Source organism: Mycobacterium cajalii, from assembly GCF_045809005.2.
GTDB lineage: Bacteria > Actinomycetota > Actinomycetes > Mycobacteriales > Mycobacteriaceae > Mycobacterium.
In genome coordinates this window covers 376,062-394,749 of sequence record NZ_CM141436.1, presented here as the reverse complement: position 1 = coordinate 394,749, position 18,688 = coordinate 376,062, and the positions used below count along the sequence as shown (strand labels likewise).

At 70.2% G+C, this 18,688-nt stretch carries 16 protein-coding genes; 6 read left to right on the top strand and 10 right to left on the bottom strand.

All coding sequences use genetic code 11. The annotated features are described in order from the left end of the window. Positions 1–13: 13 nt before the first annotated feature. From ACJ512_RS01935 to ACJ512_RS01915, 5 genes are all read right to left on the bottom strand, one after another. The gene (locus ACJ512_RS01935) at positions 14–1,024 is read right to left on the bottom strand and encodes a glycosyltransferase family 4 protein (protein ID WP_407687336.1); all 1,011 of its coding nucleotides are present in this window, start codon (positions 1,022–1,024) and stop codon (positions 14–16) included. 65 nt (positions 1,025–1,089) lie between these two features. Next, complete coding sequence (locus ACJ512_RS01930) at positions 1,090–2,568, bottom strand: O-antigen ligase family protein (protein WP_407687319.1); 1,479 nt, start codon at positions 2,566–2,568, stop codon at positions 1,090–1,092. 2 nt (positions 2,569–2,570) lie between these two features. Then, positions 2,571–3,983 (bottom strand): tyrosine-protein kinase domain-containing protein, encoded by a 1,413-nt coding sequence (locus tag ACJ512_RS01925; protein ID WP_407687320.1) that lies wholly within the window; start codon positions 3,981–3,983, stop codon positions 2,571–2,573. Positions 3,984–4,150: 167 nt separating this feature from the next. Beyond that, positions 4,151–5,824 carry a hypothetical protein gene (locus ACJ512_RS01920; RefSeq protein WP_407687337.1) on the bottom strand — a complete coding sequence of 558 codons (1,674 nt, stop codon included), beginning with the start codon at positions 5,822–5,824 and terminating at the stop codon, positions 4,151–4,153. 229 nt (positions 5,825–6,053) lie between these two features. After that, on the bottom strand, positions 6,054–7,061 hold the full coding sequence (locus ACJ512_RS01915) for a MaoC family dehydratase (RefSeq protein ID WP_407687321.1): 1,008 nt from the start codon (positions 7,059–7,061) through the stop codon (positions 6,054–6,056). 47 nt (positions 7,062–7,108) lie between these two features. Between ACJ512_RS01915 and ACJ512_RS01910 the strand changes: the two genes are divergently transcribed. Both ACJ512_RS01910 and ACJ512_RS01905 read left to right on the top strand, forming a co-directional pair. Further along, on the top strand, positions 7,109–8,254 hold the full coding sequence (locus ACJ512_RS01910) for an acyl-CoA dehydrogenase family protein (protein ID WP_461479945.1): 1,146 nt from the start codon (positions 7,109–7,111) through the stop codon (positions 8,252–8,254). Positions 8,255–8,310: 56 nt separating this feature from the next. After that, positions 8,311–8,661, top strand: a complete 351-nt coding sequence (locus tag ACJ512_RS01905; protein ID WP_407687323.1) for a CD225/dispanin family protein — start codon at positions 8,311–8,313, stop codon at positions 8,659–8,661. Here the strand turns inward: ACJ512_RS01905 and ACJ512_RS01900 are convergent. Together ACJ512_RS01900 and fadD4 are read right to left on the bottom strand one after the other, a co-directional pair. Next, positions 8,655–9,587, bottom strand: a complete 933-nt coding sequence (locus ACJ512_RS01900; protein WP_407687338.1) for an enoyl-CoA hydratase/isomerase family protein — start codon at positions 9,585–9,587, stop codon at positions 8,655–8,657. The genes ACJ512_RS01905 and ACJ512_RS01900 overlap by 7 nt on opposite strands. A gap of 47 nt (positions 9,588–9,634) precedes the next feature. Further along, entirely contained in the window at positions 9,635–11,176 is a 1,542-nt protein-coding gene (fadD4, locus tag ACJ512_RS01895) for a fatty-acid--CoA ligase FadD4 (protein WP_407687324.1), read from the bottom strand. 99 nt (positions 11,177–11,275) lie between these two features. Between fadD4 and ACJ512_RS01890 the strand changes: the two genes are divergently transcribed. Together ACJ512_RS01890 and ACJ512_RS01885 are read left to right on the top strand one after the other, a co-directional pair. Continuing rightward, the gene (locus tag ACJ512_RS01890) at positions 11,276–11,833 is read left to right on the top strand and encodes a hypothetical protein (protein WP_407687325.1); all 558 of its coding nucleotides are present in this window, start codon (positions 11,276–11,278) and stop codon (positions 11,831–11,833) included. Next, a complete protein-coding gene (locus tag ACJ512_RS01885; protein ID WP_407687326.1) occupies positions 11,815–12,057 on the top strand; it encodes a LuxR C-terminal-related transcriptional regulator in 243 nt (80 codons plus the stop codon). The genes ACJ512_RS01890 and ACJ512_RS01885 overlap by 19 nt, the downstream gene beginning before the upstream one ends. 130 nt (positions 12,058–12,187) lie before the next feature. Here the strand turns inward: ACJ512_RS01885 and ACJ512_RS01880 are convergent, their stop codons facing one another. From ACJ512_RS01880 to ACJ512_RS01870, 3 genes are all read right to left on the bottom strand, one after another. Beyond that, the gene (locus ACJ512_RS01880; RefSeq protein ID WP_407687327.1) at positions 12,188–14,017 is read right to left on the bottom strand and encodes a phosphoenolpyruvate carboxykinase (GTP); all 1,830 of its coding nucleotides are present in this window, start codon (positions 14,015–14,017) and stop codon (positions 12,188–12,190) included. A gap of 172 nt (positions 14,018–14,189) precedes the next feature. Beyond that, a complete protein-coding gene (locus ACJ512_RS01875; RefSeq protein ID WP_407687328.1) occupies positions 14,190–15,743 on the bottom strand; it encodes a hypothetical protein in 1,554 nt (517 codons plus the stop codon). Further along, positions 15,740–16,870, bottom strand: coding sequence for a hypothetical protein (locus ACJ512_RS01870; protein ID WP_407687329.1), 1,131 nt, complete (start codon positions 16,868–16,870; stop codon positions 15,740–15,742). The genes ACJ512_RS01875 and ACJ512_RS01870 overlap by 4 nt, the downstream gene beginning before the upstream one ends. A 276-nt stretch (positions 16,871–17,146) precedes the next feature. Between ACJ512_RS01870 and trmB the strand changes: the two genes are divergently transcribed. Then, on the top strand, positions 17,147–17,959 hold the full coding sequence (gene trmB / locus ACJ512_RS01865) for a tRNA (guanosine(46)-N7)-methyltransferase TrmB (protein WP_407687330.1): 813 nt from the start codon (positions 17,147–17,149) through the stop codon (positions 17,957–17,959). Further along, positions 17,956–18,669 (top strand): NYN domain-containing protein, encoded by a 714-nt coding sequence (locus ACJ512_RS01860; protein WP_407687331.1) that lies wholly within the window; start codon positions 17,956–17,958, stop codon positions 18,667–18,669. The genes trmB and ACJ512_RS01860 overlap by 4 nt, the downstream gene beginning before the upstream one ends. Positions 18,670–18,688 lie beyond the last annotated feature (19 nt).

Sequence of the window (18,688 nt, the reverse complement as noted above, 5' to 3'; positions counted from 1 at the left end):
GGGTCCCGGAAGCTCAACCCGCTGCACCGTCGAGGCTCTCGTAGATCGTGCGCAACTGCGCGCCGATGACTTCGGGGCTGCGTGTGGCCGCAATGTGCGCTTGACCCCGCAGCCCGTCGAGCTCAGCCAGGTCCGGATCGCGCAGGTACCGGGCGATCGCCGCGGCCAGCGCGGGCGCATCATCGACGGGCACGAGCATCGCCGGGTCCGGCACGATCGCCGGGATGCCCGCAACGGGAGTGGCCACGGCCGGTCGCGCGCCGGCGAGGGCCTCGGTCACGATCAGCGGCATCGCTTCAGCGCGCGACGGAAGCACAACCACTCGGGCCGACCGGATCAATTCGCGGACCGCGTCCGGATGCACCGGCCCCTCGAGCGAAAGCCGCTCCGTCGGGGGCGGGGTGTAATCCTCTCTGGGACCGACTATTCGGCAACGACCTTCGACGCCCTCGGCGACAAGTAACCGCCAGGCCGCGACGAGGGTATCGACGCCCTTGCGGAGGCCGACGGCGCCCGCGAAGAGCACCACCAGTGGCGTCGAGCCGGCCTTGGGCGCGTCTCGGTCGATCACCACAGGGTTCGCCACGAGCGAGGTCGGCACCGAGGGTGCCACCTCGGCAACGGCCGCGCGGGCGTCCTCCGACAAGACGATCACGTGGCCGGCGTGGCGCAACGTGGCACCCACAAAACGGGGGTGCGACCGGGCGAACTCGGGGAAATCGAAGCCGTGGACGGTGACGAGCACCGGTAACCCGCGAGCCTTCGCCAGTCGCAGCAATGATCCTTCGCGCAGCCACGCCCCGCCGTGCGAGATGTGAAAGTGCGCGATGGTGGTGCGCGGGACACGCGCCAACGCCGCCGCGGCACGCGCGGTCAGCAGCAGGTTCCTCGCCTGATGCGGCCCGTTCCACGTCGAAAGAACCCGGACCTCGTCGGCGCCGATCTTGTTGTCGTGAATGACCCGGATTACCGACTGGGTCCCGCCCACGCTGTATCGGTCGGGCCCCACGTGGATCACCGTGATCGTTTGCGGCCCTCGCGGGTCTCCCGGCAAACCGGCCACCCGGTCGAGATAAGCCACGTCGGTATTCAACCGGCTGTGGTCGCGCCGATCGGCTCCGGCGTCCGGTCGGCGTCTGGCTGGCCCGCATCCCGGACCCCGCGCCGCAGGCCGGCGAACGCCATCGCCGCTCCCAGGGCCAACCCCACCGCCAGAGCGTCCGGGGGCATCTCCGGCAACGGCCAGACGGCTGAGATCGCCAGGAGGCCGGCGCTGGCCGCGGCGCTGATCTTCGCCGGCGCCGACGCCCGCCGCAGCGCCGCGAACAGGGGCGTCAGCGCGAAGACGACGAAGGCCGCCATGCCGACCGCCCCGGCCTTGGCCAACCACCAGAGGTAGAAGTTGTGCGAGTAGGCGGGGTAGTAGGTCCAGTTGAACTCGTCATCGCCCTCCCCTTTCGGGGGCTGATAGGCGTAGCCCAGACCGTGGCCGAACACCGGCGCCCGGGCGATCTCATGGTTGAGCAGGGCGTCCTCACGCAGTCGTTCCTGCGTCGATTCGTCCACGGCGAGAGCACTTTCCGAGACGCCGCCGAGGACCCGCTGATTGAACACAGAGAGCTGATCGTTGAGCCAGCCCCCGGCCGCCGTGTCGTGCAGCAAAAACAGCGATCCCGGTACGGTCACCGCGACGGCCGCCGCGGCGACCGCCACAACCATGACCGTCCGGCGCAGGGTCGACCAGCTCAAGCCGCCAATTAGGGCCACGCCGGCGGACACTGCCATGGCGATGAGCGTGTTACGGGTGAAGGCCAGAAACGCGATGATCAACGCGGGCACGCCCAACGCGAAAAACGTTGCGCGCCTAAGCCGGCCGATGATCGCGGCGGCGATCAGTGCGCATATCACGGCGGTGGCCGGCGTCTGGGTGGTGAGGATGATGCGGAGAGCCTGACCGGCGCCGGTCCCTCGCAGGGTCTCCGCCCGGCCGGCTAGGCGGATGGCATGAAACGAGCTCACTATCGCCATGCCCGCCGAGAACCACAGTGTCACAGCCATCACGCGGATCGCCCATGTGATGTAGTTGCCGTAGACGACGAATAAGGCCAGCACGAATCCGACGATCATTTCGAGCATCGTCGTCGATTCACGCATCACCAACTTGGCGTCGCTTCCGGTCTCGAATCCGACCACCGTGGAGAAGACCACCATCAGCGTGAGCATTCCCGGCAACAGGAAATCGGATCGTCGCATTCTGACAGCCGGCAGCAGGTAGCAGATCGCCAGCACCGCGGCCAATTGATACGCGAAGATCGTCACGGGGCCAAAGACTTTGCCTACGTGCAATCCCTGCGGCAGCGCCGCAAACGCCCCGAACAGCGTGACCCCCACCATCCCTTCAGGTTTCACCCAGTACACGACCACGCAGAACAGCGCGGCGACCAGCAACACTCCCTCGGTGGTTCTGCGCACCGAGAACACACCGAACACGAAGCACCCGAACACGAACACCGCCAGCGCGGCCGCATTCGTCGCCAGGCGATGGCGCCTCTGCAGGTAGAAGATCACCCTTAGCCTCGGACCTTGGCCCGATAGTTGCGCCCGGCTGCCACGTTGCGGAAGGACGGTCGGGCGTCGGTCAGCACGGTCCCGACGATCTCGGTGTGTGCCGCGCGCAGAGCGGTCAGCGCGTCCTTGAGTTCGTCGTCGGTGGTGCGCCTCGCCCGCACGACCAGCACGGTCGCCTGCACGGCGCCGGCCAGCAGAGCGGTGTCGACGGTCGCCAAGACCGGGGGGCCGTCGATGAGCACCCGGTCGAAACGCGACGACAGGTCCGCCAGCACATGGTCGACGACCTCGGGCGGAAAGGCGCTGCAGGACGGGGCGTCGCGGCGGACCATCCGCGAAGCGAGAACGAACAGCTTCTCGATGGGCGTCGGCTTCACGGCCTCCATGGCGATCTCGGGGTTGGCCAGCGCGCTGGCCAACCCCTCCCCCGACGTCACATTGAGCAAACCGGCGATCACCGAGCGGCGCGTATCGCCCTCGACGACCAGCACGTCTTCGCCGACCTCGGCGAATGCCCGCGACAGGTTCAGCACCGTCGTTGTCGTTCCCTCGCCGCCGAACGGCGCCGTCACCAGGACGCGGCGTGCTTCCGGTCCGATCGCCCGGCGCAGCCGCGCGCGCATGTCACGCACGGCGTCGTCGAACGCGGCGTTCGTGCCGAACCGCGGTGCCGCGCCACGAGTCCCGGGTAGCTCGGCCAGGGTCGGCAAACCGGAAAGCTCTTCCAGCTTCTCGCGGGTGCGCACGGTGCGATCGCTGACGTCGCGGGTCAGCGCCACCGCGACGCCGAGGAGCACCCCGGCGATGATCCCGATCACCATGTTGCGCAACGGCGCCGGCGAAACCGGACTGTCGGGGACCCGGGGCGGCTCCACCACCTTCGCCCGAGCCGCCGGCAACGCCTTGCCCGCCGGCCCTACCATCGCGGGCAGGTCCTGCGCCTGGGCCGGCGTCGTAGTCGTGCCACCGGGCCGCAGACTTGTCCCGAGCGTCGCGACGAAAATGCTGAACTGATCGGCCATCGCCCCCGCCAGCGCCGCAGCGCGCCGTGGATCGGTGTCCTGAACGTTGATCGTGAGAAGCATCGACTTGGGGGTGTACTTCACCTTGGTTTGGCTCAGCACGTCGTCGGCGTTCAACGGGACCTGAAGCTGACTGATCGCGTGCTCGATCACGGTGCGCCCGCCGGCGATCTGGGCGTACGAGGACAGCCACTCCTGCGCGGCCGTCGTGCCGCTGTACAACTCGCTCAGATCAGTGGCACCGGAAAAGGAGACCAGAACCGTGGCCGACGACTGGTAGTGCTTCGTCTGCAACAGCGTGACGACGACGGCGCCGACCATACAGGCCAGGAGCGCACCCATGGCGAGTTTCCAGTGCGCAAGGAGAATCCGGACGAAGGTGCGGAAATCCATCCACGAGCCTTTCTAAGCCGACGGTGCGACACAACATCAATCCCGTTTGCGCCTTACCCGCCGAGCAAAGCACATCGCAGGTTAGCAAGAATCGTCACGCCGCAGCCTCCGAATCGCAATCCGGACGTCCGCCCCCTCAAGCCAGCAACCACGACCAGCCAAGCCGCTCAGGGGTGGGCGAGAGCGGGTACGTCGCGGGGTATGTCGAGCGTTGCGACGGGATAGCTCCCGGCGTCGTCGCGGCCGTCGCGCGCCAACACCATCGGGGGGTAGTTCACCACATGGGAGGCGCCGGGCTTGTGCTGTTTCCACTTCACCGCGGCGCGCATCGTGTAGCGCCCCGGCGCCAGGCCCGTCAGGTCGAGGCGGACCGACTCGGTGGCAGACGGCGCCAGGACTTCGTGAGGTGATGGGCTCAGGCCGTCACGGACGAGCCTGTTGAGGTTGACCGCTGCCGGCAGAGTGCGCACCACCGCGCCGGAGGAATCGACCAGCCGGTAGACCGGGACCCATCGCTCCGTGGCGGCGGCGGAACCGTAGTTGGCCCAGGTGACCGCTACGGTCGCGGCCGCGGCACGTACCGATTGCGACCCGGGCCGGGCATCCACCGTGTATCGGTAGCCGGCGGCGGCGTTGGCCTGCGCCCACAGCGCATACAGGTCGGCGGCCATCGGGGAGGTGGATTCCCGGTCCGGAAAATTGAAGCTCGCCGTCATCGAAACGTGGTAATTGACGACGTCGTGCAGGGCTTTCTCGTAATAGGACCGGGGGATTTCGTCGAGCAGTAGCTGGCACCATTCGGTGATCACCGGCGCCGTCGCCAGCCGCTGCCTGATCGCCGCGACGACCGGGTCGCCGGTCTGCACATACGGGGAGGCGCCGGACTCGGCCCATACCGGCAACGGCGAGTAAGTGCCAAGGCAATCCGAGCGGATGCCGACGGGCGTGGACAGTCTATTCGTGACCTGGTCGGAAAGCAGTTCGCGGACGATCTCCGGATTCTGGGGGGTGACCACGAGTTGGGTATGGCCGAAGGCGTCAACGTTGGCGGCGACGAGCCGCCGAATGGAGTCGGCGGTGATGCTCTGGTCGCGGAACTGGCTGTAATACCCCAGTTCCGCGACGCTGTCGCCCGGCGCCGGACCGGGCGCACCCAGCGAGTCTCGCAAGTAGGTGACGTGGTTTTCGCTGAAGTCCCCGTACCCGGAGAACTCGAACACGCTCAGCCGCTCGTCTCGGTCGTAGCGTCGGCCGAGCGCGGCCAGCAGCCCGGAAAAGCCGCTGAGGTAATCGGGGTTGTTCCAGTTCGGCACCACCTGCGTTATCCAGGCTTCGGGACTGTTCGGTGGCCCGGGATACCTGGTGGTTGCGCCAGGAATGGCCGCCACCCAATCGGGAACGGCGATGTTCGTGTGGTTCGGGTAGTGGTCGTCGCAACACGAGTTATAGGCATACACCCGGAGCATCAGCCGCATGTTGCGGTTGCCCAGTGTCTGCAGCGCATTGTCGATCACGCTGAAGTCGAACTTGCGATCATCTGGCGCATCGGGCGGCAACGCACGCGGATCGGTGGGCTGCAACTGCCGCCAGGAGACGCGCAAACCCGCGTCGTGCGCCGCGGGCCACGACGGATACCGCCGCTGCGCGGGATTGCCCTGGGGGAAAAGCGGTTGCAAGAGATCTTCGTATTGGCCCCGCAGCGGATTGGGTATGTCACGCCCGACGAGCGCTGTGTCCGGATCGGCCGGCGCGCGCGACGGCGCGGACTCGACGCCCACCGCGGACAACGGCAAGTAGTGGATGTGGCCTCCGCAGCCGGCCAGAACCAGCGCCGTGCACACGGCCACAGCCGACGCCACTCTCCCGTCCCCCCCACGCAGAAGCGCAACAATGCGCGTCCGGCAACCGGCCAAGTTCATTTTTCGCCTCGCAATGCCGCCACGCATACGGGATGGGTTTCGGGATTGTATCCAGTGATCGACTAACACCGGTAGACCCGAGTTCATGGCGAACATCCGACGTCTTCCCACCACCCAGGGAGGGCCGGCAGCCACGGCTGAGCCAGGGCGGTCAGAACTGCAGCGCGCTGAACCGCCAGTCCAGCACCGGCCGATCCGGCGCACCGTCGGCCTCGCCGACGGCGTAGACCAGCGAGCGCAGCCCCAGCACGCCCCCGCGACCGGTCGGCTCGGCCGACTCCACGTGCAGCTCGCTGTAGAGGGTGTCGCCCTCGTGGACGGGCCCGGTGTGGTCGCACGACCGCCAGCCCAGCACCGTCGCCAGGTTCGGCAGCAAGCGGGAGGCCTGCGCGAGCGCCAGCCCGATGGTGTGCCCGCCGTAGACCAGCCGCCGGCCGCCCACGCGCGAATCATGGTGCGCACCGGCGACATTGAGCGTAAGGCGGGCCAGCTCCGGAGCGCTGCTGACCACGTCGCCGCTGCTGCGCCGCACCGAGCCCGCGACGCCCGCGTCGAAATGGGGCCCGGGCACCCTGGCCCGGAAGACCTCGGGCTGCCATTGCCCGGCCGGGTCGTGGGCGGGGCCGGGCACGTCGGCGTCGATCGCCGACAGGTCGTCGCCGGGCTCCGCCGGGGGCGTCCAGCCGGGGCTCGCCGGCAGCATGGCGCACCGGTAGAAGTCGAGCACCATGCGGTCGGCCTGGTCGGTCGTGACCATCCGCAGCGCCGCCATGCCCGTCGGCGCGCGCCCCGGCTTGACCGAATTGACGCGCAACCCAACCACTTCCGTGCGGGTGTAGATGGTGTCACCGACCGCCGGGAAACGGTGGAAGACAAGGCCGCGGTAGAACAGGTTGGCCTTGACCCGCTGAGTGGCCACCGTCGACTGCCCGATCGCGACGTCACAGACCAGCGCCGGGTGCGCCAGCGGACCGGGCTCCCCGGTCACCGCGGTGCACAGTTCGGCGTCGAGGCACAACCTCAACCGGTCCCCCACGATCGCCTGGTGCGCGGCGGCCACCCCCGCCGAGAGCGTCATCGGGGGCGCCCAATCGAAGACCTGACCCACGGACAGGTCGTCGAAGTAGGGACCACCCTCGCGGATTCCGGCGTACGTCACAACGCCACATGCTGGCAGCCCGTCCGATCGGGGGCAATATGGCATGCGTGACAGACGAAGAAGACATGCTGGTGGCCACGGTCCGGGCGTTCGTCGACCGCGACGTCAAGCCGACCGTCCGCGAGGTGGAGCACGCCAACACCTACCCCGAGGCGTGGATCGAGCAGATGAAGCGGATCGGCATCTACGGCCTGGCCATCGGTGAGGAGTACGGCGGGTCGCCGGTGTCGACGCCGTGCTATGTGCGGGTCACCCAGGAGCTGGCGCGCGGCTGGATGAGCCTGGCCGGCGCGATGGGCGGCCACACCGTGGTGGCCAAGCTGCTGACGCTGTTCGGCACCGACGAGCAGAAGCGGACGTACCTGCCGCCGATGGCCACCGGCGAGCTGCGGGCCACCATGGCGCTGACCGAGCCGGGCGGCGGCTCCGACCTGCAGAACATGTCGACGACCGCGCTGCCCGACGGCTCCGATGGGTTGCTGATCAACGGGTCCAAGACCTGGATCTCCAACGCGCGCCGCTCCGGGCTGATCGCGCTGCTGTGCAAGACCGACCCGAACGCCGCGCCGCGGCACGCGGGCATCTCGGTGCTCCTCGTCGAGCACGGGCCCGGCCTGACAGTCTCGCGGGACCTGCCCAAGCTGGGCTACAAGGGCGTCGAAGCCTGCGAGCTGTCCTTCGACGGCTACCGCGCTCCGCGCTCGGCCATCCTGGGCGGCGAACCGGGGCAGGGCTTTGCGCAGATGATGAAAGGCCTTGAGACGGGCCGCATTCAGGTGGCCGCGCGGGCGCTGGGCGTGGCCACGGCCGCGCTCGAGGACGCGCTGGACTACGCCCGGCAGCGGGAGAGCTTCGGCCGGCCGATCTGGCAGCACCAGTCCGTCGGCAACTACCTGGCCGAGATGGCCACCAAGCTCACCGCGGCCCGCCAGCTCACCCGCTACGCGGCCGAGCGCTACGACAGCGGCGAGCGCGCCGACATGGAGGCCGGGATGGCCAAGCTGTTCGCCTCCGAGGTGGCGATGGAGATCGCCCTGAACGCCATGCGCATCCACGGCGGCTACGGCTACTCCACCGAGTACGACGTCGAAAGGTACTTCCGCGACGCGCCGTTGATGATCGTCGGAGAGGGAACCAATGAGATCCAGCGCAACGTGATCGCCGCGCAACTGGTGGCCCGCGGCGGCCTCTGACACTCTATTTGCCTGACTTCTCCCATCAGGCGAGCCGAGCGGGAAAGTCGGTCGCCATGAGTTATCCGCCGGGGTCCTATGGGGGTTCCCCGGGCTGGCAGGGCTGGCCGGCCCCGCGGGAGCCGGACAACTACCTCCTCTGGGCGGTCCTGTGCGCGGTCCTGTGCTGCCTGCCGCTGGGCATCGTGTCGATCGTGTACTCCAGCAAGGTGTCCGGCCTGTGGGCCCAGGGGCGCTTCGCCGAGGCACAGACCGCGGCCGCCGACGCCAAGAGGTGGGCCGTCATCGGCGCGATCGCGGCCGCCTCCTTCTACCTGATCATCGGGGTGCTGTACCTGGTCATCCTCACGGTCGCGGTGACCGAGATGCCCCGAACGCCCGCCGCCACGACGCTTCCGGGCTACTGAACGCCCTGAACACCTTGCACGCCAAGGTAACTAGCGTCCACCAGCCCCCAGTCAAGGGCGGTCTCGGTGCCGATGGTGCGTCCCGACAACACCAGATACGCCGTGCGCCAGCGCCCGATGCGGCGCGTCACGCTGACGGTCCCGCCGGCGCCCGGGATCAGGCCCAGCGCCAGCTCGGGCAGCCCGAACACCGAGTCGGCCGCCGCGGCGACCCACCCGCAGAAGGCCGCCATCTCCAGGCCGCTGCCCAGCACCCGCCCGTGCACCTCGGCGCGGCAGTCCCGGCCCAGCCTGGCGGTGAGCGCGTCGAGCGCCAGGGCGGGGCTGTGACGGGTGCGGGCCAGGTGTGCGCTCGCCGGGTCGGCGAGCGTGCCGAACTCGGCCAGGTCTCCCCCGCTGCAGAACGACGGCCCGTTGCCGCTCAGCACCACCCCGGTCACCGACGGGTCCAGCCGGGCGACTGCCAGCGCCTCCAGCAGCGCGGCGCGCGCCCCGGTGGAGAACGCGTTGTGCCGGTGCGGGCGGTTGAACCTGATCCGCAGGACGTCGCCGTCGCGGCGCGCCTGCACCGGCTCGGCGCTGCCGGGCATGCGCGCGGGCCCGCGCTGCGCGAGCCAGCGCGCGAACTCCGGGCCCGCCTGCAGGGTCGAGTAGGCCAGCGACTCGGTCACCACACCGGTCAGCGCCGGGCCGTCGGGATCGATGCAGCGCAGCACGTCGTCGCACACGCTGCTGGCGTGCGGCCAACGTCGGCAGCGCTCGTCGAGCTCGGCCAGGGCGTCGGGCACGGAGTCGACGGTGACGACCCGCCGGTCCGCGCAGCGCTGCTCGGTGAGGGTGAAAGTCGCTCGTTCGAGCCAGTATTCGGGTGCACCGGCGACCGGTCCGACGGCGACGAGCACCCCGGGCGGCTGCCCTGCCGACATGAGCTCGTCGGCGTCCGCCGGCTCGGCCAGATCGACGACGCGCAGCGTCACATCGAGTACTTCTTGACCAGCTCCCCCTTGTACAGCTTGCCGGTGTCGGTGCGCGGCAGCTGCGCCTCGAACGAGATCGACCGCGGACACTTGTAGTGCGACAGGCGATCCCGCAGCCAGCCCAGCAGCTCGTCGGCGAACGCCTCGGTGGCGTCGGCCGGGTCCACCGTCTGCACCACCGCCTTGACGCTCTGGCCCATCTCGTCGTCGGGGATGCCGAACACCGCCGCGTCGAGGACTTTCGGGTGGGTGACCAGAAGGTTCTCGGTCTCCTGCGGGTAGATGTTCACCCCGCCGGAGATGATCATGTGGTGCCGCCGGTCGGTCAGGTACAGGTACCCCTCGTCGTCGACGTAGCCGACGTCGCCGACGGTCACCCACCCGCGGTGGTCGCGGGAGGAGGCGGTCTTCTCCTCGTCGTTGAGGTACTCGAAGTCGTAGCCGCCGGCGAAGTAGATCTCGCCGGACGCACCCGGCGGCAGCTCGTTGCCGGCCTCGTCGAGGATGTGGATCTCACACGACATCGGCTTGCCGACCGAACCCGGGTGGGCCAGCCACTCCTCGGAGCTGATCAGCGTCGACCCGATCGCCTCCGAGGAGGCGTAGTACTCGTCGATGATGGGACCCCACCAGTCGATCATCTGCTTCTTGATCTCCACCGGGCACGGGGCCGCCGCGTGCATCACCCGCTGCAGGCTGGACAGGTCGTACGAATTGCGCACCGCCTCGGGGAGTTTGAGCATCCTGGTGAACATCGCCGGCACGAACTGACCGTGCGTGACGTGGTAGCGCTGGATCGCCTCGAGGCAGCCCTCCGGGTCGAACTTCTCCATCACCACCGTGGTGATGCCCCCGGCCTGCGCGCTCATCGACCACACCGACGGCGCGGTGTGGTACAGCGGCGCCGGGCTCAGGTAGATCGAATCCGGCGTCATCCAGAAGCTCACCAGCGCCGACATCATGCCGGGCGCCTCCGAGGGCGGGACGTGCGGGAGGGCGCGTTTGATGCCCTTGGGGCGGCCCGTGGTGCCCGAGGAGTACTGCAGCAGGTCGCCCTCGAGCTCGTCGTCGATGGGCGTGTCGGGTTGGTCGGCAACGCATTCGGGGTAGCGCTGCCACCCGGGCAGCTCGGCATCCTCCTCGCCCGAGGCGATCAACAGCAGCTCGGGCAGGCCGCCGGGCAGGTGCTCGCCGAGGTTCTCGCAGATCTTGCGCAGCGCCGCCGAGCCGACGATCGCCCTGGCGGCGCTGTTGTCGACGATGTAGGCGGCCTCGGCCGCGGTCAGGTGGGTGTTGATCGGCACGTAGTACAGGCCGCTGCGGCGCGCCGCCCACATCACCGCGTGGATGTGCTCGTTGTTCTCCATCAGGATCGCGACGGCGTCGCCCTCGACCAGGCCGGCCTTGCGGAAGTAGTGCGCCAGCCGGTTGGCCCGCGCCTCCAGCTCATCGAAGGTGACGACGGTGCCCGACGGGTGGAGGATGACCGCGGGCTTGCCCGCGCCTCCCCGAGCGGAAGTGTGGGGGCGGATCTCCATGCGCAGACTGTATTACCCACCCGCCGACCAGACGTAGAAGCCCCCATTCTGTGCCCGTAAAGGGGGGCTTTTACCTCTGCTGGCGCTGACTTGGCTCTGGTGGGCGCCGACGATTGGCCGCTGATGCGCCGCGAGCCGGAGTTCGCGGCGGTCCGCGCTGCCCTGACCGGGCAGGGCGGCGTCGGGAAGACCACCCTGGCCCGTGACGTCGCCGGGTCGCTGCCCAACCGGGTGCGCTGGGTGGCCGGAACGGCCTCGTCGCGCGGCATCCCGCTGGGCTCGTTCACCTACCTCGTCGGGGCGGGCACCACCCGCGACCCGACGGCGTTCCTGGCCGCGGCCATTCGACAAGAAGCAGTCCGTCGAGCGGGTCGAGCGGGTGCTCGGCGGCCCGTCGAAGGCCTCAGCGCGGACGCGATGTGGGGGGACACCGGCGGCAACGCGCTCCTGCGCCACCTCGTCGAGGGGGCCGTGGAGGCCGGCACGTTGCGCCAGGTGCGCGGCATCTGGCAGCTGCGCGGACGCGCCGCGGTGAGCGAGGAACTCGCCTCGCTGGTCGACGAGCAGCTCGGGGCGCTGTTGCCGGCCGCCGACGCCGCCGCGCAAGCCGCCGAGATGTTCCGCGCGCGGGCGGTGGCATGCACACGCCGGCGCTGACCGCGGCCGCCCGGCCGCTGCCGCTCAGCGCCCGGGAACGCGAGATCGCCAACCTGCTGGTTGCGGGGCTGAGCACCCGCGAGATCGCCGAGCGGCTCGTGGTCTCCAAGCGAACCGCCGGTGGAGTCGGGCGCGTAGGCGGCCGACTCCACGTAGCGTCAGCGTTCCGGCCGGACGAGATCGCGTACCCGGCTACGGATGTGCGCCCGCGATCCCCGCCATAGCGTGGCAGCACAGCCGCGCCACGGCGGCCCAACGCCCGAACGGGACCCGGAAACACAGCCCACCCCCGCGACGGTCACGCCGATCGAGAGGCGTCGGCGGCGCGGCTCCTAGCCGACCGCCGAGCGGCGGTCAGTCGGCCTCGGCCAGCCGCTGCTTGAGCGCCTCGAACTCGTCCTTGACACCGGTGGGCAGCTTGTCGCCGATGAACTCGAACCACTCCTCGATCAGCGGCAACTCCTCCCGCCATTCGTCGGGCCGGACGGCCAGCGCCGCCGCCACGTCCTCGGCGCTGGCGTCGAGGCCGTCCATGTCGATGTCCTCGACCGACGGCACCGTGCCGATCGCGGTGTCCTGGCCACCGGCCGTGTGCTCGATGCGGTCGATGACCCACTTGAGCACCCGACTGTTCTCCCCGAACCCGGGCCACAGGAACTTGCCGCCCTCGCCGCGACGGAACCAGTTGACGAAGAACACCTTCGGCAGCTTGGACTCGTCGGAGTTCTTGCCGATGTCGATCCAGTGCTGCATGTAGTCCCCGACGTGGTAGCCCATGAACGGCAGCATCGCCATCGGGTCGCGCCGCACGGAGCCCACCGTGCCCTCGGCGGCGGCGGTGCGCTCGGAGGCCATGGTGGCGCCCATGAACACCCCGTGTTGCCAGTCGCGGGCCTGCGTCACCAGCGGCACGGTCGTCTTGCGGCGGGCTCCGAACAGGATCGCCGAGATCGGCACGCCCTGCGGGTCGTCCCACTCCGGCGCCAGGATCGGGCATTGCGACATCGGGGTGCAGTAGCGCGAATTCGGGTGGGCCGCCGCGGTTTCGGTCTCCCGGAAGTACCAGTCGTTGCCCTTCCAGTCGATGAGGTGCGGCGGCTCGCCCTCCAGGTCCTCCCACCACACGTCGCCGTCGTCGTCGACCGCCACATTGGTGAAGATCGTGTTGCCCGCGGCGATGGTCCGCATGGCGTTGGGGTTGGACTTCCAGTTCGTGCCCGGCGCCACGCCGAAGAACCCCGACTCGGGGTTGACCGCGTACAGGCGCCCGTCCTTGCCGAAACGCATCCAGGCGATGTCGTCGCCGAGCGTCTCGGCGCGCCAGCCCGGGACGGTGGGCTGCAGCATCGCCAGGTTGGTCTTGCCGCACGCCGACGGGAACGCCGCCGCGATGTAGTAGGCCTTGTTCTCCGGGGAGATCAGCTTGAGGATCAGCATGTGCTCGGCCAGCCAGCCCTCGTCGCGGGCCATGACCGAGGCGATCCGCAGCGCGTAGCACTTCTTGCCCAGCAGCGCGTTGCCGCCGTAGCCGGAGCCGTAGCTCCAGATCTCCCGGGTCTCCGGGAACTGGGTGATGTACTTGGTGTCGTTGCACGGCCAGGGCACGTCCTTCTGGCCCGGCTCCAGCGGGGCGCCGACCGAGTGCAGCGCCTTGACGAAGAATCCGTCGTCGCCGATCTTCTCCAGGGCGGCCTTGCCCATGCGGGTCATCACCTTCATGGAGACGACGACGTATTCGGAGTCGGTGATCTCCACGCCCAGCTTGGGGTCTTCGGCGCCCAGCGGGCCCATGCAGAACGGCACCACCCACATCGTGCGGCCGCGCATGCAGCCGCGGTACAGGTCGGTCAGGGTCGACCGCATCTCGGCCGGGTCTTTCCAGTTGTTGGTCGGCCCGGCGTCCTCCTCGCGCTCCGAGCAGATGAACGTCCGGGACTCCACCCGCGCCACGTCGGAGGGATCCGACTGCGCCACGAACGAGTTGGGGAAGTTCTTCTCGTTCACCCGCTTGAACGTGCCCGCCTCGACCAGCTGCTCGCAGAGCCGTTGCCACTCCTCGTCGGAGCCGTCGGCGAACATCACCCGGTCGGGCTGCGTGAGCTCGGCGACCTCATGTACCCACGACAGCAGACCCTGGTGCTTCGTCGGCGCGTTATCCAGACCGGGAATGGTCGCTGAGGTCATCGAACTCTCCTGAATTCTCCTGCGTGCTTACGGGCGTCTGTATTTATAGCCAGGCCCACACAACGATTGACCTGGTGGCGTTAACTACAGGTTATCGTGAGCAACTTGTCGAGTAAGGCTCGGGCGGGTATAAGCCTGCTCACTACAACGATTCAGAAACCGGTGCCAAAAGTCAGCAATCGCTGTCATTTGCGCTCCTAGGCGGCGGTTCGCGGGTGTCGGCGCCCTGGGCCCGGCACTCAAGCTGCCGTATACCCGGTTCGCCCAGTTCCTCACGCACGACTTCGAGTGCGGCGGCCAGCGCCGGCATCTCCCTGTCCCGCGCCGCGGCGGCCCGCGCCGCGGCGGCGGCGTGCTCGCGCAGCTCGGTGTCGATGGCGCTGACCCGCTCGCCGACCCGCGCGTTCTCCGCCTCGTCACGGACGACCAGGGCGTTGCTCAGCGCCGACTCCGCGGTCAACACCCGGGTCGCGACCAACTCCTCCACGACGGAGCGCAGCGACGACGTCAGCTCGCCCGCCCAGCGGTCCAGCAGCGCGCGGTCGTGCAGCAGGCCGCGCAGGTTGACCACCAGGAACGTGACGGCCAGCCCGACCGCCACGCAGACCACGGCACCGGCGATCTGCATTGCGGGATCGAGGCGGGGGGCCAGGCCGGACACCATCCGGCTCAACGTCAGCGCCACGCCCAACCCGAATCCGGCGCCCAGCAGCGTCATCAGCCAAGTCTCCTGCCGCCGCGATTTGAGAGGCGGCCCGGCGGCGTCGACCGACGGCAGCTCCCCCGGGTCCAGCTCGAGGCCCGGGAGTTCCAGGGGCACGCCCACCACCTGGGCCACATCCGCCAGGTGGGCGGCGGTGCCCTCGCTGACCTCGGCGACCACCTCGTCCGCCCGCGCCCGCGCCCCGGCCTCGAAGCCGGGCATGTCCCGCCGCGACAGGCGCGCGGCGTCCTCCTGCAACTCGGTCCGCACCGACGCGCAGCGGTTGCGCGCGAAGTGGGACAACTGGACCCGCGCCTGCTGGAGCTGACCGCGCAGCATGATGGTGCGCTCGGATCTCGCCTGGCGCCGCTGCCGCAACGCGGCGCCGCGCTCGTCCCGCAGCGCATCGACGCGGGCCCGGCGGCCGGGCCCGTCGGCGTCGCGGTCGAAGCGTTGCGCGGCGTGGCGCAGCCGCGCCTCCCATGCCCGCAACCGGTTGCGCCGCACCAGGTCGGGATCGGCGAGCCGGGCGGTCACGCACTCGACCACGTCGTCCATCCTGGGCTCGCCGAGGTCGGGCAGCGCGGCCGCGCCCACCCACGGCACGGCGGCGTAGCGGGGCGCGTGGGCGGCCAGCGTCTCGCGGTCGGTCTCGAGCACGTCGCGCCAGCCGTGCTGCACGTCGATCTTCGACACGACCCCCACCACCACGTCGGTGCCGGCGGCCGCGGCGTCGAGCAGCGCGCAGTCGGACGGGGTCAGTGGGGCCGCCGCCGACACGACGAACACCACCGCCGCCGGCGCGTCACCGGGACCGAGGTCCGCCGACTCGACGAACTTGTGCTGCGGCAGCCGCTCGCGCAGCGCGTCGGCGACCGCGGTCACGCCGGCCAGCCAGGGTCCGGTGACCAACACCACGTCGCGCCGGGTGAGGGTGGGCGGACCCAGCTGGGGCGCCACCGCCGCGACGCGGTCGTCGACCCGGGCGACCGGATCGTCTCCGTCGGGCGCGTCGCCGCTCACCACGCCTTGCCCGACTGCTCGGGCAACGAGCCGCAGGCCCGTGACCACAGCCGCAGCGATCCCCGGGCGATGTCCGCGCCGCAGGCGCGGTGCAGGTCGCTGACCGGGCCCAGCCTGCCCATGCTGTAGCGCTGCCACCGCACGGCCCGCGGCAGGTGGGCGGCCGCGTCGGCGTCGGCGCCCCCGGCGGAGACGGGGCCGACCTCGAGCCCGGCCGCCTCCGCCACGTCGACCGCGGCGGCCATCCTGGCCACCACCGTGTCGTCGCGGGTGAGGAAGCCGCTGATCGCCTCGTCCCCGACGGCGAGGGCCTCCAGCTCGGCGACGGCATCGAGCACCCGCCGGTAGCGCACCTCGGCGCCGACGGCCGACAGCGCGCCCAGGACGGCATCGACGCGGCTCATCCGGCGCAGCAGGACCCGGACCTGCGCCGCCGTCCTGCCCTGGCGCAGCGCGGCCACCGCGAGGGCGGCGCCGAACAGGCCCAGCGTGTCCAGCAGGCGCAGCCGGACGTCGGCGGGCACCGCGGCGTCAGCCGTGAGGAACCCGTCGCAGGACAGGTCGAACAGGTCGGCGTGGCCGGGCTCGTCGGCCAGCACCCGCAGCGCGGCCCACAGGCCGTCGTCGAGGCCGTCGAGCGCGGCGACGGCGAGCAACCCGATCATCGGCTCGACGGGCACTCCGGCGAGCGCCGCGAGATCGGCGCACCGGGCGCGCGCCGCCGCCGTCGGCCCGTCACCGGTGCGGCCGGACAGGGAGCCGACCAGGTCGGCCTTGCTCAGCACCGCCAGCACCGGGTGCCGGGCGGCCGCGATCGCTTCGGCGTCCTCGGGCTTGATCACCTCGGCGATCACGTAGACGATCAAGTCGACGATCAGGTCGACGCCGGAGCCCACCGCGCGCGCCGCAGGTATCTCCCGGAACGTCGCCGGCCCGGCGGTGGCCCGCTCCCCCGCCGCCCGCAGGGCGCGCGCCACGGTGCTGCGTCCGGCCCCCCGGCGTCCGCGGACCACCACGCGCAGCGGTTCGGCGGTGCGCTCGGCGATCGCCGTCACCCGGGGGTCGGCGTGCCCGGCGGCGAATCGCCTCAGCTCGTCGACGAAGATTCGGTGCCCCTGCCCCTTCATGCCCTGCCCCCGTCCGGTCGGCCCGCCCGCCCCCGTGGATCCGGCTGTAGCCTCGTCTGCGAGGCCGGGTGCGTTTGCCGGGCGGTGCGCGGTCGCCCCCGGTCCCAGCACACCGTGGCGGCCGGGTGCGGCCCGCGTCGTCGCCGAGCGGTACCACCGAATGGTGGCACCCGGATGAAAGAGATGCGAGCCACCGTTCATCTGTTACCAGCCGAAGGCAACTGTTGGGTATCAATCCGGACCAGGGTCGGCTACATCGGGCATTCAGGGGCGTTTATGGGCCACGATGAACAAATGCATGCGCAACCCGGCGTGGGGGTACGGCCCGACACACCGGTGGATGCGGGGGCGCCGGGCATGACGCCCGCTCCGGGCCCGTCGGGGACCGATCGCGAACAGCGCCGCCTGCCGGCCACGGCGTTCCGCTCGCGGCGTTCCGCGCTGTCCGGGGCCCAGCGCGACACCTGGGAACGCCGGTGGCCGGAGCTTGGTCTGTCGCTGGGTGACCAGGAGGTCCCGGGCGGCGAGCCGCTGGACACCCGTGCCTGGTTCGGCCGCGCCGCACCGGTGGTGCTCGAGATCGGCTGCGGCAGCGGGTCGTCGACGCTGGCGATGGCCCAGGTGGAGCCCGACGTCGACGTGATCGCGGTCGAGGTCTACCGGCGGGGCCTGGCCCAGCTGCTGTGCGCGATCGACCGGGAGCAGGTCGGCAACATCCGGCTGATCCGCGGCAACGGAATCGACGTGCTGCAACGCCTGATCGTCCCGGGCTCGCTGAGCGGGGTCCGCGTCTTCTTCCCGGATCCGTGGCCGAAGGCACGCCACCACAAGCGCCGCTTCCTGCAGCCGGTCACGCTTGGCATGATCGCCGACCGACTACTCCCCGGTGGTGTCCTGCACGCGGCGACGGACCACCCGGGTTACGCCGAGCACATCGCCGAGGCCGGGATGGGCGAACCGCGACTGCGCCGGGTCGATCCCGGCACCGAGTTGCCGGTCTCGGTCGCCCGCCCCACCACCAAGTACGAGACCAAGGCCCACGAGGCGGGCAGCGCCGTGACCGAGCTGATCTGGATAAGACGAGCATGAGCCTGGCGGAAGAGACCACAGCAGCGCCCGAACCCCTGGAATCCCCGGCCGACCCGGCCGATTCCGGCATGTCGGGCTTCTCGGCGTCGGGCGGGCGGGTCCTGCTGGTGTGGGACGCACCCAACCTCGACATGGGCCTCGGCTCGATCCTGGGCCGCCGGCCGACGGCCATGGAGCGCCCCCGCTTCGACGCGCTCGGCCGGTGGCTGCTGTCCCGGACGGCCGAGGTCAGCGCCGAGAGTCCCGGGGTGGTCGTCGAACCCGAGGCGACCGTCTTCACCAACATCGCCCCGGGCAGTGCCGAGGTGGTCCGGCCCTGGGTGGACGCCCTGCGCAACGTGGGGTTCGCGGTCTTCGCCAAACCGAAGATCGACGAGGACAGCGACGTCGACCGGGACATGCTCGCCCACATCGAACAGCGGCGCCAAGAGGGGCTCGCGGCGCTGGTCGTGGCCTCGGCCGACGGTCAGGCGTTCCGGGAACCGCTCGAGGAGATCGCCCACACCGGGGTGCCCGTGCAGGTGCTCGGATTTCGCGAACACGCGAGTTGGGCGCTAGCGTCGGATACCTTGGATTTCGTCGACCTGGAGGACATCGCCGGTGTCTTCAGGGAGCCGTTGCCGCGGATCGGTTTGGATTCGCTGCCAGATCAGGGGGCGTGGCTGCAGCCGTTCCGGCCGCTGTCAGCGCTGTTGACCACCCGTGTGTGACACTGGAAAACCTATGCGC